The sequence below is a fragment of the Streptomyces sp. SP17BM10 genome (assembly GCF_036322405.1).
Classification (GTDB): domain Bacteria; phylum Actinomycetota; class Actinomycetes; order Streptomycetales; family Streptomycetaceae; genus Kitasatospora.
On record NZ_JAQYXB010000623.1, the window covers coordinates 234,806 to 248,987 of the forward strand.

Genomic DNA, 14,182 nt, shown 5'->3' on the forward strand with positions numbered 1-14,182 from the left:
GTGCGGGTGGTGCGGGGTGAGGTGCGGTCGTGGTGGCCGGCCACCGTGCCCTCGGGGCGGGTCCGGTGGCCGGCCGCGTCCCGCCGGGGGATGGCGGGACGATCGGGGGCACGGCGCTCAGCGCGCGTGCACGGGTTCGGCGGCCGCCGCGTCGGCACCGGTGGGGGTCGTGTCGGCACCGGTGGAGGCGGGCACGCCGACGGGGGCCCGGCGCGGGCTCGCGTTGCGGCGGCGCCAGCGCTGGTCGAGGGGCTTCTCGACGAGCTGGTACGACAGGTAGGTGGCGACGACGGTCAGCGCCACGATCCCCGCGTACACGATCGGTGCCTCGACCCCGCTGTAGCCGTGGCCCGAGCGGTGCAGGTACCACATCCACAGCAGCGGCCACTGGTACATGTAGACGCCGAAGGTGAAACGGCCGAAGCGGGAGACCGCGGGCGCGGGCCGGTCCGCCGGGCGGCGGAGGTCCCCGGCGCCGACGGCGCCGATCAGCAGCACGATGCCGGTGATGGTCGCCGCGCTGGTGGCGACGATGAAGTGCGCGTGCTCGGTCGCCACGTAGACCTCCGGCGCGAGGACCACGAGGGCGGCCCGGCGCGGGATCCCGGGCCAGGCGCCGCGCTTGAGCAGCAGGGCGATCAGCATGCCGAGGACGGACTCCACCATGCGTGCGGCCGGGCAGACGTAGACCAGCCAGAACTTCCACTCCGAGATGTCCTCGGGCACGCCGTGGTAGTTCATCCCCGGGCTCTGGAAGGTGGCGCCGTCGGGGAGCAGCGACAGCACGAAGGGCAGCGCCACGACCACCGCGGTCAGCACCACCGTCAGGGTGCGCAGGGTCCTGGTGGAGCGCTGGACCAGCCCCCGGTACAGGAACGGGAAGACCACGTAGAAGCAGATCTCCACGGACAGCGTCCAGGCCGGGTTGTTCACCGCGAAGTACACGGTGTGGTCCGGCACCCACGCCTGCACGAGGAACAGGTTGGCCAGGACGGTGCCGAGCGGGAACGCCGTCGCGGCGAACAGCGCCACGCAGATCACCCAGGCGACCAGGTGGACGGGGATCACCTTGACCACCCGCCGGGACATGAACCGCCGCCAGTCCAGGGACGTGCCGCGCGAGGTCCAGGTCAGCACGAAGCCGCTGAGCACGATGAAGAACGACACCGAGGTGTAGCCGATCTTGCTCAGGGCCCCGTACACGTGCGACTGGAGCACCTGGTCGGCGAAGAGGCCCACGCCCACGACGTGCGAGGTGAGGATGAAGAAGGAGGCGGGCAGCCGGGCCAGCGACAGACCCGGCAGGTTGCCACCGCGGCGCGTTCCGACCGGCTGGGCGGCGGTGCTCACGAGGACACCCCCGCCTCGGCCTCGACCTCGGCCCGCTGCGCCGGCACGGACGCGGCCACCGGCGCGGGCTCCGTGGCGACCGCGGCCTTCGGCCGGGCCGTGGCCCAGTGCTTCATCGTCGGCAGCTCGACCAGCCGGTACAGCAGCCAGCCGGCGAGGATCGTCGCCGCGAAGGTCCCGAGGATCAGGGCGATCGCGGGCAGCGGGGCGTAGTGGGCGCCGTGCTGGATCTTGGTGCGCAAGGTGTACATCAGCACGTGCTGCGTCATGTAGAAGCCGAACGACACCTCGCCCAGCCACACCATCGTGCGCGAGGCCGTCCAGGTGCGCCGCCCGTCGAGGTCGCGGCGGACGGCGGCGGCGACGAGCAGCAGCAGCGGCACGAACGTGAACGGGATGAACGAGAAGGTGAACGGCACCAGTTCGGCGACGACGTAGCCGACGAGCAGCGCGCCCCAGGCGACGGACGGCCGGATCACCGGCAGCCGGCCCTCGGCGATCACCCGGGCCAGCAGCATGCCGGCCATGAACTCGGCGAGCCGGGGCAGCGGGAAGTTGTAGCCGAACCAGAACTGGACGGTGGAGATCGGCATGCCGTCGGTGTGCGGGGAGTCGGGCAGCACGGTGGCGACGGCGGCGATCAGGAAGGTCCAGGCGACGCAGCCGGCCAGGGCGAGCGTCAGCCGCTCCCGGGGGATGCGGCGCACCAGCGGCGCGATCAGCGGGAACAGCGCGTAGAACATCAGCTCGCAGCAGAGCGACCAGCTGGGCACGTTGACGGCGAGGAAGATGTTGTGGACCGGGAACCAGGAGTTCACCAGGAACAGGTTCGGCAGGTAGTCCCAGGGGCTGGTCGCGGCCGCCCCGGCGAACAGGACCATGGCCAGGGCCCAGGTCACGACGTGGGACGGGAACAGCTTGACCACACGCTTGCGGAAGAAGTGCAGGTAGCCGCGGCTGTCGGAGTTGCGCCACATCAGCAGGAACCCGCTGAGGACGAAGAAGAAGGACACGCCGACCCAGCCGGCCTTCCAGAAGATCGTTTTGTAGGTCTCGGCCCAGTTCTGGTCTCTGAACGGGTTCATCGGGATGAACGTGAGCGAGAGGTGGAAGAAGAACACGGGCGCAGCCGCTATGAAGCGCAGACCCGTCAGGGACGGCAGCGGGGCGCGGTGGTCGTAGCTAGGCCTGGAAATGGGACGCCTCCTTGATGCGGTCGACTGGGGAAGGGGCCGGTCGCGCGTGCCGCAGCCCGTAGAGGACGAAGCCGCCCACGGCCAGGCCGACGGCGGCCAGTGGTACGTCGTGCACGTCGTGGAAGTGGGTGAGGACCCGGCCGCCCGCGAACGAGCCCAGGGCCGCGCCGACCCCGAAGGCCGACATGTTGGTCGCCAGGGACAGGCTCGGGGCCGACGCGGCGAGGTCCAGGACGTCGCTCTGCAGGATCGGGATGAGCGAGAACGTGGCGAGGGCGAAGAGCACCGCGCCGACCGCGAAGGTGAGCGTGCCGCGCTGGAGCGGCTGGAAGACCGCGCACCCGGCGACGAACGCGGCCGCCGTGAGCAGCGCGGGCCCGCGGCCCCGGCCGGCGAGCCGGCCGCCGATCGAGTTTCCGGCGATGCTCGCGACGCCGTAGGCCACCAGCAGCACGGGGACGGCCGCCTCGGCGTAGCCGGCGGCGACGGCGCTGGGCTCGAAGTAGGTGATGATCGTGAACATCGCCGCCGAGAACAGGGCGGTGGCACCGACGGTCAGCGCGACGTCGAGGTTCAGCAGCGCCTTGATCTCCTGCCGCGCGTCCGGTTCCGGGGTGCCGATGTCCAGGTGGGCGGTGGCCCGGTGCACGCCCCAGGTGGCGACCGCGGCCACCACCGAGATGACCGCGAACGGGGTCCGCCAGCCGCCCAGTTGGGCCAGTGCGGCCCCGGCCGGAATGCCGAGCACGGTGGCCAGGTTCACCCCGAACTGGATGGCCGTGACGGCCTTGCTGGAGCGCTCCACCGGTAGCAGGCGCTGTGTCAGGACGATCGCGGTGGCGAGGTACGCGCCGTGCACGCTCGCGGTCACCACGCGCCCGAGCAGCACCAGGGGGAAGTCGGCGGCGGTCGCGATGACGACGTTGCCGAGGACGAACACCGCCAGCAGCCAGGTGGCCAGCCGCACCTTGGAGACCCCGGCCGTGAGCGCGGCGACGACCGGCCCGGCGATCGCGACGGTCGCGGCGTAGACGGTCACCAGCAGCCCCGCCGTCGTCACGTCGACGCGCAACGCGGTCCCGACTTGGGACAGCATCCCGCCGGGCAGCAGCTCGGAGGTGCCGATGCAGCAGATGCCTGCCACCAGCGGAACGGTTCTGCGGGTCACGTGGGAGTCCTCTCAGGAGCCATGAGGTGACTATAGAAACCGAGCTGCCAATATACAAGACATCTTCCTGCTGGAGCGGCACCGAGCCTGTGGCGAGGATGAATCGTCCAGCGAGGACGACGGTGCAAGCCGGGTGCGGGAGGAGGGAAGACGCGGCGGACTACGGCCGTGATCCGCCGACGAGGCAGGCCGGGGGCGTCGACCATCGGCCATTCGACCTACCTACACGGTTTCCCCGATGTGCGCACACGCGTGTCGATCGAAGAGTTGGGGCGGGAGAAACGAGGGCTCTCCTACGAGCCATTCCATGAGCGCGCCGACGATGGAGCAGACCCTGGCCGCCCTGCTCGTGGGGGCGCTGCTGGTGCACCGGGAGCAGCTCGCGCTGCTCCGGGCCGACGAGGGCGCCGCCGCGGGGGCGGTGGAGGAACTGCTCAGGTTCCTCTCCGGAGCGCCGCCTCGTACTCGCCTGCGTGCTGCCAGGTCCGACCGCTGCGCACCGCCGTCTGGAATTCGGCCACGTCGTACTGAGTGCCGTCCAGCCGCAGCAGGTACCCGGAGGGCTTGGTGGTGATGGTCCGGCGGGTCTGCTCCTCGAAGAACTCGTGGTCGGCGTACGGAACACCGAGCAGCTCGCGGATCACGGTGGACGGCACCGGCAGCGTGAACTCCTGCACGAGGTCCGCCCGCCGCCGCTCCTTCGCCAACATGGCGTCGACGTACCCGGTTTCCGCCCACGCCGTCCGCCCGTCGAAGAGCCGGACCCGGGCCACCGGTCCGGTCTCTCTCAGCCGCACGTAGCCGGCCGGCGGGTGGGACGGGCGGTCCGCGTCATCGGGACGTCCGGCAGCGTCTCCACACCCGTCGCTGCGCCTGTCGTCTCACTGGTCATGCGGCCCCCAGAACCCTCGGGTCACGGCCGGCTCTCGGCCGAAGCCCGGGGATTCTCCGCCGCCGGGGCAAGGCCGTTCTGAAGCCGGAGGCCCGACGCCCTCAGCGGGTGCGGCGCCTGGTGGTCGCCGGCGGGGTGAGGCGGACGGGCCGGTCGGCCGGGGCGCTCTCCAGGGCGTCGAGCTGGGCGAGGACCGTGGTGCGCAGGTCGGCGTAGTCCTCGAAGTCGTGGTCCTGGAAGAGGCTGTGGCCCGTCCACATCAGGTTGGCGCACACCCGGGCGGGGACGCGGCCGGTCTGCGCACCCATGCCGACCAGGGCGACCGAGGCGATGCTGCCCGGGGCCTTGCGGTTCTGCTGGTGGACCGCCTGGAACGCGGCGGCGCACGCGAGGGCGACGTTGAGCGTCTCGCTCACGTTCTGCGAGGACTCCTCCATCGTCGGGGCGGAGATCAGGAACTTCGGGTTGTCCGCCCCGGACGGCACGCACACCGCGGCGCCCACCGGGAGGTGGCCCGCGAAGCCGCTGCGTATCGCGCGCTGGACGCGCAGCTGGATGCCGGCACCGAGGTGGCGCTTGATGGCGGCATCGGTGCCGCCGTCCATCCGGCCGCGGGAGTTGGTGGGGCTGACCCAGGCGTCGACCTTCTCCTCCAGGATCGAGCCGGTGCGGATCTCGATCCCCGGGGTGCCGGCGAAGGCGGCCCGCCATGCCCGCACCACGGTGGTGTTGAGGTCGGTCAGTACCACCCTGAGCGGCGGCGGCGTGCGGTCCATGGGCGTGCTCCGTTCGGGATCGCGTTCGTCGACGGGTTCGTCGTCGCGTTCTTCCAACGGACTCGAAGCTAGCGCTCGGCACTGACAAACCCGGCCCGCGCCGTTGTCGGTGGGTCCTCGTACTGTCGGCAGCGTCTTCCCGACGTCAGCGCCGCGTGAGAACCCAGGAGTTGTGCCGCCATGACCGAAGCCACCCCCCAGCCCGACCCCACCGACCCGCTCGCCCTCGCCGACCTCTTCAAGGGCGGCGGGGAGCCCTGGCTGCCGGTGCTGGGGCCCGTCATCGAGGCCCAGCCGGACGCGGCGTCCTTCATCGGTCCGAACCGCGCCCCCGAGGTCGTGCCGGTCCGCGAGCTGACGTTCCAGGCGCTCAAGCCCAACGCGCCGCACAAGTGGAAGGTGGTGGTCTTCGGCCAGAACCCGTACCCGCGGCCGGAGAGCGCCACCGGCATCGCGATGTTCGACAACACCTTCCACGACTGGAAGGACAGCCAGTTCGGCCGGGTCGTCAGCATCCGCTGCATCATCAAGGCCGCGGCGATGTGGAAGTACGGCATCCCCAAGAAGACGCCGATCGCCGACATACGCGCGCTGCTGAGGGAGCGCGACACCGTCCAGCCGCCGGAGTGGTTCCAGGCGATGCTCACCCAGGGCGTGCTGCTGCTCAACGCGGCCATGACGGCGAGCAGCGACGGCACGACGGGCCCCGACCGGCACACCGCGTTCTGGCGGCCGGTGGCGGAGCGGATCGTCGAGGAGATCCTCAGCGCGAAGCAGGAGGCCGCCGAGGAGGACCGCGCCGTCGTGTTCGCGTGGTGGGGCGCGCACGCGCGCAGCCTGAAGCGGGTCGTGCAACGGCTGGAGAAGAAGTACCCCGGCGTCGAGGTCCGGCACATCGACCACGCCAACCCGGCGGCGCAGGGCGACATCTTCTGCGACGACGAGCACTTCGGCACGGTGAACGCCGCCCTCGCCTCGCTCGGCCTCGACGAGGTCGACTGGCTGCCGAGCAAGGGCTGGAACGAGCGGGCGGCGGAGGGCGGCGCGGCGGACGACGGCGTCGCCGAGCGCATGGGCGCGTTCATCGCGTCCACGATGGAGCTGCACCAGCTGTACCTCGAGCGCCTCGCGAGCGTGAAGGACGAGGGCCTCGAACTCCCGGCCATCACCGGGGTGTTCGACACCCCGCTGATGGACTTCCGGGACGCCGTCGGCCCGGTCGCCGAGCTGCTGCGCGGCCTGGGCGGGCACGTCGAGCGCTCGCACGAGTTCGGCAAGCGACGGGCGGACGCCGACGCGGGCCGCGGGCTGTCCGCCGACGCGATCGCCGCGCTGTACCTCTACACGTGCGAGTCGGCGTTCTACCGCGAGATCAACGCCGTCCTGCGCTCCCCCGACCGGACGAAGGTCGTGCCCTACCTCCCCTACCTGCGCCTGCTGTTCGCGGCGGTCTCCGGCCTGCCGGCGCGCACCGCGCCGCTGTGGCGCGGGGTGCCGCTGGACCTCCGGGCGCAGTACCCGCTCGGACGGACGGTGACCTGGTGGGGCGTCTCCTCGTGCACCTCCGAGCTCGGCGTGGCACGGTCGTTCCTCGGCAGCCGCGGCAAGCGGACGCTCTTCGAGGTGGTTCCGTCCCGGGCGGTGGGCATCCGCGACTTCTCGTCCTTCACCGGAGAGGAGGAGTTCATCCTCCTGCCGGGCACGCAGCTGAAGGTGACGGAGGTGAAGGCCGAGCGCGGCGGTCTGTGCACCGTCCGCCTGACGGAGGTGGAGGAGGAGCCGCTGGTGTCCTGAGGCGGAGCGCGAGCGCATCGCGGCCATCGGCGCGTCGCCGTGCGGCGGGGCGGCCGGCGCGGTTGTCCGTCCGGATGCGGATCACGAACCGGGGGCGACGGGTGGCCGGCCGGTGGGTGCTCCTGCTCGCCGTCGGCTGCGGGCCGGCGGCGCACCTGGCCGAGACGGAGTGACCGGAGACGGAGTGACACCCCTGCGGGCCCCTCGGAGGACGCTCACCCGATCGTGACCACCCGCGCCCAGGCCGGAGGCCCCGGCGCGGGCTCGTAGCCCGGGTCGTGCTCGGCCCACGTCGGGGTGCCCCGGGGAAAGAGCCCGACGACCGTGCGGCACGGCGGCTTGGCCGACGGCCACGGCGTCTGGCCGTCCGTCAGCGCCACGACGACGTCCGGCCGCGTGCGCAGCGCCGCCGTGAAGCCCTCCCGCAGGTCCGTGCCTCCCCCGCCGATCAGCGGGATGCCCTCGGCCTTGCACAGCGGGTGCACCGTGCCCACCGCCGCGTCGCACGACAGCACCGTCACCAGGTCCCGCCGCCCGCCCACCGCGCGGGCGATCGCCGCGACCTCCAGCAGCGCACTGCCCAGCTCGGCGTCACTGACCGACCCCGAGGTGTCCACCACCACCGCCACCCGGGGCGGCCGGCGGCGAAGGCTCGGCAGGACGATCCCGGGCAGGCTCACCGAGCGCCGGGCGGGGCGGCCGTACGTGTAGTCCTGGCCCACGCCGCCGCCCGAGGCCGCCGAGCGGACCGCCGCACCGAGCAGCTCCCGCCACGGCTGCGGCGGGTGGAACGCCTCCTTCGCCCAGCGCTTCCAGCCGTCCGGGGCGTCCCCCGGCCGGCCCGCGATGCCCTCGGCCACCCGGAACCGCACCGCGTCCCGCTCCTGCCGGCTGAGCCCGTGGGCGCCGTCCGCGCCGAGGTCCCACGGGCGCGCACGGCCGTCGGCGCCGCTGCCGCAGTCCAGCCAGGCCAGGTGCTCGGTGAGCTGCCCGAGCCGGAACCGCCCGAGGTAGTCCTCCATCAGCTCGCCCTCCGGCAGCCCCAGGTCGGCCGGGAGGACGGCCCCCTCGGGGCGCACGAGGCCGTCGCCGTAGACGTCGTCGTTGATCTCGCAGTCGGCGGCGATGTTCATCCGCAGCTGTTCGGCCGGGCCGGTCAGCCCGTGCCGCTTCGCGTAGCGCGCGCTGCGCCCGTGGTGGTCGCGCAGGAGGTGCGAGACCTCGTGCACCCACACCCCGGCGAGGTCCTCGACCGGCGTCCGGACGACGAAACCCGGGGAGACGTAGCAGCGCCAGTGGGCGTCCACCGCCATCGTCGGCACGTCCCGTGACTCGACCACGTGCAGCGCGAACAGCGCCGTCGCCAGGTAGGGGCGGGCCCGGGCGGCCATCAGGCGGGCGGCGAGGAGCTTGTCGACGTCGAGGTCGCGAACGGCCGCGGTCACCGGCCGCCCTTGCCCGCGAGCGCCGCGACCCGGTCCGCCACCCGGCCCGCCGCCGCGTCCGCCCGCCGGGAGAGCGCCACCGCCCCCGCGAGCCGGTCGATCGCGGCCGGCACGTCCCAGTCGTCGCGGCGCAGCGAGGCGAGCGTGGTGGCGGGGACGACCACGACGTCCGGGGCGCCGCTCTCCGTCGCGCGGACGAGCAGCGCCCAGGCCGCGTCCCAGCGCTCGCGCGTCGGCCGGTTGCGCACGGCGGCCACGACGCCGTCGAGGACGGCCTGGCGCAGGTCGCCGCGCTCCGGCAGGGCGGCGGCGGCCGGGTCGGCGAGGAGGTCCTCCGGGTCCGGCAGGTCCATCCGGTCGATGCTCGCCAGGAGTTCCAGGCCGGGCCCGTCCCCGACGGTGCCGCGCACGAGCAGCGACAGGACGTCCCGCGAGGAGCCGGCCGCCGTGGCGAAGGCGGTCAGCCGCAGCGCCATGTCCCAGCTGCGCGGCGAAGGCCAGGCGCCACCGCGGCGGGCCTCGCTGCTCGGCAGCTGGTGGACGAGCTTGGGGCGGGCGGCGAGCAGCCCGCAGACGGCGCGCCGGGCGAAGGCCACCGCCTCGGGGAGGGCGGCCGGGTCGAGGCTCGGCAGGGTGGCGCGCGGCCAGGTGCCGCCGAGACCGCGGACGACCACCTCGTGGTCGTGGACCCACTGGAGGTGGACGAAGCGGTTGGCGAGCGGCGGGCTCAGCTCCCAGCCGTCGGCGGCCGAGGAGCGCGGGTTGGCGGCGGCCACGATCCTGACGCCGGGCGGCAGCCGGAGGGATCCGATGCGGCGCTCCAGGACCAGCCGGAGCAGCGCGGCCTGGACGGCGGGCGGCGCGGTGGACAGCTCGTCGAGGAACAGCAGCCCCCGCCCGGCCCGGACGAGGCGCACGGCCCAGTCCGGCGGGGCCAGCGGGACGCCCTGCTCGGCGGGATCGTCGCCGACGATCGGCAACCCGGAGAAATCGGAGGGCTCGTGGACGCTGGCGATCACGGTGGTGAGCGGGAGGTCGAGGGAGGCCGCGAGCTGGTTGAGGGCGGCGGTCTTGCCGATGCCGGGCTCGCCCCAGAGGAGCACGGGGAGGTCGGCGGCCACGGCGAGGGTCAGGGCCTCCAGCCGGTCGTCCGGGCGGAGTTCGGTGGTGGTGTCGGCGAGGAGCGCCAACAGATCGGCCGCGACGGCGAGTTCGGCGTTTTCGGGCAGGACGGAAAGAGACATGGAGATCACCTCGTGCAGGGGGAGGGAAGAAGGTCAGAAGGTGCGCCGCGCACGCGGACGGCGGTCACGGGAGCACGGAGTCGGGAAGTGCGCACCGACCAGGCCGGCGCGGTAGAGGCCGTACGCGATCCGGCGCTGTGCCGCGGCCTCCAGTTCGTCGCGCAGCGGTCCGTCGCGCAGCACGGCGGCCGGGCCGAGCAGTTCCTCCACGACGGCGAGGGCCCCGGCGGTGTCGCCGTGGTCCAGGAGTTCGCGGACGCCGCCGAGCGCGGTCGGCCGCTTGTGGGTGAGGTCGATCGCCCGCAGGCAGGGCAGGGGCGGGCCGCCGAGGGCGACGAGCAGTTCCTCGCGGCGCAGCTCCTCGGGGCCGTGGTCGAGCGCGGCCAACACCCCGTCCACCAGGCCGATTCGGTGCCGGGACCCTCGGCAGTCGACGAACCTGGGGCCGTCCGGGGGCCGGACCCGGGCCGCCGGCACACGACCGGGTGCGAGGGCGGCGGCCACCAGAGGGTGGAGCCGGTCGGGCTCGATGAGCCCGGCGCGCAGCAGTTCCACGTCCGGCGGGATCCACGTCGCCGCGTCGGGCAGCACGGGCAGCCCGTCCGTCACCCCGGGCGCGGGCGTGCCGTCGGCGCCGAGGACGAGCCGGTGGCGGCCCCCGAGCCGGACGGCGACGGGCCCCTCGGGCAGTCCGTCGGCTGCCAGCAGGACGCGCGCCTCCGCCGCCCAGCGGTCGACGGCGCACGGCAGACCCGGCGGCACCGCCGGATGCGCCGCGCCCTCACCGCCGCGCGCGCCCAACTCTCCTGCGCGGTCGGCGTCCCAGAGGTGCCGGTGCAGGTCCAGCCGGTAGCGGCGGCTCGGCCGCGGATGCGGGTGCCGGCCCGCGTCCGCGCCGTCGGACCACAGCGCGATGCTGATCCGCTGGCCGCCGTCCGCCCACGCGGGCGGGGTGCGGACCACCAGGTGGACGGGGCTCCGCACGTCGCGCCCGATGCCGTCGTAACGGGCGAGCGGGACGGTCAGGCCGGGCCGCAGCAGCCCGTCCGGGGCGGTCCTGGGCAGGTGCCAGCGCAGCAGGTCGGGTGCCAACCTGCGGAGTTCGGCGCGGAGTTGTTCGACGAGCGCCCGGCCGTGGGCCCGGGCGGCGGCCTTGAGGTCGAGGTCGACGTCGAGCCGTGCGGCGGCGCACGCCCCGGCCCAGTCGCCGGTGCGGCGGCGGGCGGTCGCGGACTCGATCATGGTGGGCGGCACGGCGAACTCGCGCACGCGCAGCCAGCGGAGGAGACGGGGATCCCGGTTCGCGGAGTGAGTGGCCATCAGCACTCACCTTGCGCGGACGGGACCTCCATCCTGAGAGAGGAGTGAGTCGTCATCGCCGGGGAGCATAGCCGCACGTCCCCGGATCCGCCAACGCCTTCCCCGGAAATCCCGTTCGCGTTCGACGGAGCGGGGGCAGCATCCCGGCCATGACGGCCGACCAGCTCGTGATCCGCCGTGCCGACACCGCAGCGGCGACCGAGGTCCGGCTGCGCTCGTTCGACGCCCTGCTGCCCACCGGCCCGTACGTCTGGAGGCCGTGGGCCCTACAACTCGACGAGCACCTTGCCCCGGCTGGCCGCCCGGTCGGTGTACAGGCTGCGGTAGGCGGCGGGGATGCTGTCGAAGCCCCGGTGCACGGTCTGCTCGTAGGCGATCTCCCCGCGCCGCACCAGGCCGCCCACCTCCTCCCGCAGGGCCGCCCAGTTCTCGTCGGTGAACCACTCGGGGGCGAAGATCCCGCGGATCGTCGTGCGCGGGAACATGATCATCGGCAGCAGCCGGGGCCCGGTCCAGTCCCCGCCCACCTGGCTCGCCCACTGCCAGCACACCGCGACCCGGCTCTCGATGTTCAGCATCGTGAACACGACGTCGGTCAGCGTCCCGCCGAGGTTGTCGAAGTACCGGTCGACGCCGGCCGGCGCCGCCTTGCCCAGGTCCTCGCGCAGCCGCTCGGGGTCGTCCCCGTCGCGGTACAGCACGACCGCGTCGAAGCCGAGCTCGGTCAGCCGGGCCGCCTTGGCGGGCGAGCCGGTCGTGCCGACCACCCGGGCGCCGCGCAACCGCGCCAGCTGGCCGACCAGCGAGCCGACCGAGCCGGAGGCGCCGCCGACCACGACGGTGTCCCCGGGCCGGACGTCCAGGAACTTCGTCACCGTCGCCCACGCCGTCATGCCCGAGCCACCCAGGACGCCGAGCACCGTCGACAGCGGCAGCACCTCGTCGTAGTGCGCCGGGTCGAGCAGCCGGTACTCGGGGAAGACCATCGGGAACGTCCCGGTCTGCCACGGCGTCGCGGCACCCGTCCCGATCACGTGGCTGCGCCAGCCGCCGAAGCCGTGCACGAGGTCGCCCACGGCGAACCGCGCCCGCGGCCCCGCCTCGATCACCTCCATCACGGAGTCGCCGCCCGCGTGGTCGCCGATGGGCGTGTCCAGGGTGATCCCCTGGAGGTACGGGTCCACCGAGACGTACCGGGTGCGGAACAGCATCTCGTCCGGGGCGAGCCGGACCTCGACGTCCTCGACCACCTTCTCGTACATCCGCTCGACGTCCGGCACGCCCTCGACGTGCTCGCGGACGATCCACTTCTCGATCCGAACCACAGCTGTACTCCTCAGAACTGTCCTACCCGGTCAACGAGATGGGTGGGCGGCGGGGCGATGTCATCCACGGTCGCGGTGAACGGGCGGCCCTCGTCGTGGCAGATGAACTGCATGACGTGCCGGCCGGACGCGGCGGCCCGGATCAGGCCGCCGGTGGTGGCCCAGACCCCGGAGAGGTAGAAGTCGCGCAGACCGGGCAGCACCGGACCGTTGCGCTTGATCTCCTCCTCCATCGTCTCGCCGCTCTCCACGAAGGGTTGCCAACCCAGCACCGAACCATCGTGGTTGCCGGTGTAGCGCAGCTGGGTCAGCGGGGTCGACACGTCCTTGACGGTGATCGCGGACCGGATGCCGGGGTGGTGGCGCTCGAGCAGCTCGATGACCGCGTCGCGCACCCGCCGCTTCTCCCGCTGGTACTCCCGCCCGCGCCCGACCGGCAGGGTGTGCAGCTCCTCGCCCCGGCGCACCCGGGCGGCCTGCTCGGGGCCGGTGCTCAGCGCCCGCCAGGGGGCGATGTCGCTGAAGTAGCTCGCGAACACGACGCCGGTGCCCGGGGGCGACAGTTCGGGGTAATGACGGCTGCGGAACTGGATGTTGATGCTCGGGTGCCGGATCCCGGTGAGCCGCCCGGCGAGGTCCTCGTCGAGCAGGTACGTCGTGCACGGGTCGCCGACCGGGAACGGCTCGCGCAGGCCCAGGAAGACGGCGACGTAGCCGGGGAACACCTGGTCCCGCTGGTCGATGCACTCGGTGTAGAGGCGGCGGTACGTGTCGTTCAGGTAGCGGCCCTTGAGCAGGTCCATCACCGTCGCCCGGCCGTCGCAGGCCGACACCACGACGTCCGCCGGGATCTCGGTGCCGTCGCTCAGCCGCACCCCCACCGCGCGGTCGTCCTCGACGAGGATCTCCACCACCTTGGTGTTGCACCGGAGTTCGCCGCCGAGCCGCTTGTAGCGGTCCTCGATCGAGCGGGCCAGACCGAGCGAGCCGCCCTCCGGCACCCCGGCCGACAGGCCCTCGTGGGCCGCCAGCTGGAAGTAGAACGGCAGCACCGGGAAGTTGGGGTGCTTCTCGTAGAGGATGAAGTTGAACGCCTCGCGCAGCAAGGGATCCTGGAACCGCTGCGAGTAGTCGGTCATCAGGATGCCGAGCGAGCGGCGGATGAGGTTGAAGTACGGGATGAACGACGCCAGCATCCGGTACCGCGCCCAGCGGCTCATCAGCCCGACCGGACTGAGGAACGGGTAGAGCGTGAGGCAGCGGCGGAACCGCCGCAGGTCGCCGCAGAACTGCCGGATCGGACGGGCGTCGGCCGGCGAGAGCCCGAGCAGGTGCGCCTCCAGCCGGTCCGGGTCGGAGTAGAAGTAGACCGCCCGGCCGTCCCGCCCGCGCACGACGTTGAAGGCGTCGAAATTGCGCATCCGCTTGCCCTGGAGGGCGCCCAGCTCCAGCCAGATCTGGTGCATCTCGTTGCCCGGACCGCTGCCGAGCAGCCAGCTCACGGTGGGGTCGAACGTGAAGTCCCCGCGCTCCCAGCCGGTGCAGCACCCGCCGGGGATCTCGTGCATCTCCAGCACCTTGGTGCGGTAGCCGTTCATCTGGCCGTAGCAGCCGGCGGACAGGCCGCTGAGGCCGCCGCCCACGATCACCATGTTCGGCCTGGTCGTATCGG

At 73.1% G+C, this 14,182-nt stretch carries 11 protein-coding genes; 1 reads left to right on the forward strand and 10 read right to left on the reverse strand.

Annotated elements, in window-relative coordinates; all coding sequences use genetic code 11:
- Positions 1 to 117 precede the first annotated feature (117 nt).
- The 5 genes from PUR71_RS25580 to PUR71_RS25600 all read right to left on the reverse strand — a co-directional run bounded on the left by PUR71_RS25580 (position 118) and on the right by PUR71_RS25600 (position 5,382).
- A complete protein-coding gene (locus tag PUR71_RS25580) occupies positions 118 to 1,350 on the reverse strand; it encodes an acyltransferase family protein (RefSeq protein WP_329929457.1) in 1,233 nt (410 codons plus the stop codon).
- A complete protein-coding gene (locus tag PUR71_RS25585) occupies positions 1,347 to 2,546 on the reverse strand; it encodes an acyltransferase family protein (RefSeq protein WP_329929661.1) in 1,200 nt (399 codons plus the stop codon). The genes PUR71_RS25580 and PUR71_RS25585 overlap by 4 nt, the downstream gene beginning before the upstream one ends.
- The gene (locus PUR71_RS25590; protein ID WP_329929458.1) at positions 2,533 to 3,714 is read right to left on the reverse strand and encodes an MFS transporter; all 1,182 of its coding nucleotides are present in this window, start codon (positions 3,712 to 3,714) and stop codon (positions 2,533 to 2,535) included. The genes PUR71_RS25585 and PUR71_RS25590 overlap by 14 nt, the downstream gene beginning before the upstream one ends.
- Positions 3,715 to 4,148: 434 nt before the next feature.
- Positions 4,149 to 4,487 (reverse strand): hypothetical protein, encoded by a 339-nt coding sequence (locus PUR71_RS41345; RefSeq protein WP_443077563.1) that lies wholly within the window; start codon positions 4,485 to 4,487, stop codon positions 4,149 to 4,151.
- Between the two features lie 220 nt (positions 4,488 to 4,707).
- Positions 4,708 to 5,382 carry a macro domain-containing protein gene (locus PUR71_RS25600; protein WP_329929459.1) on the reverse strand — a complete coding sequence of 225 codons (675 nt, stop codon included), beginning with the start codon at positions 5,380 to 5,382 and terminating at the stop codon, positions 4,708 to 4,710.
- A 180-nt stretch (positions 5,383 to 5,562) separates the two neighbouring features.
- Here PUR71_RS25600 and PUR71_RS25605 point away from each other — a divergent pair, with 180 nt between their 5' ends.
- Positions 5,563 to 7,176, forward strand: coding sequence for an ADP-ribosyltransferase domain-containing protein (locus PUR71_RS25605; RefSeq protein WP_329929460.1), 1,614 nt, complete (start codon positions 5,563 to 5,565; stop codon positions 7,174 to 7,176).
- 215 nt (positions 7,177 to 7,391) lie between these two features.
- Here PUR71_RS25605 and PUR71_RS25610 read toward each other — a convergent pair whose 3' ends face one another.
- From PUR71_RS25610 to PUR71_RS25630, 5 genes are all read right to left on the reverse strand, one after another.
- Positions 7,392 to 8,621 (reverse strand): vWA domain-containing protein, encoded by a 1,230-nt coding sequence (locus tag PUR71_RS25610; RefSeq protein WP_329929461.1) that lies wholly within the window; start codon positions 8,619 to 8,621, stop codon positions 7,392 to 7,394.
- Positions 8,618 to 9,865 (reverse strand): AAA family ATPase, encoded by a 1,248-nt coding sequence (locus tag PUR71_RS25615; protein WP_329929462.1) that lies wholly within the window; start codon positions 9,863 to 9,865, stop codon positions 8,618 to 8,620. The genes PUR71_RS25610 and PUR71_RS25615 overlap by 4 nt, the downstream gene beginning before the upstream one ends.
- Before the next feature lie 33 nt (positions 9,866 to 9,898).
- The gene (locus PUR71_RS25620; RefSeq protein WP_329929463.1) at positions 9,899 to 11,185 is read right to left on the reverse strand and encodes a hypothetical protein; all 1,287 of its coding nucleotides are present in this window, start codon (positions 11,183 to 11,185) and stop codon (positions 9,899 to 9,901) included.
- A 266-nt stretch (positions 11,186 to 11,451) separates the two neighbouring features.
- Positions 11,452 to 12,510, reverse strand: a complete 1,059-nt coding sequence (locus tag PUR71_RS25625; RefSeq protein ID WP_443077564.1) for an MDR family NADP-dependent oxidoreductase — start codon at positions 12,508 to 12,510, stop codon at positions 11,452 to 11,454.
- Between the two features lie 11 nt (positions 12,511 to 12,521).
- Complete coding sequence (locus PUR71_RS25630) at positions 12,522 to 14,162, reverse strand: phytoene desaturase family protein (RefSeq protein WP_329929663.1); 1,641 nt, start codon at positions 14,160 to 14,162, stop codon at positions 12,522 to 12,524.
- Between the last annotated feature and the right edge of the window lie 20 nt (positions 14,163 to 14,182).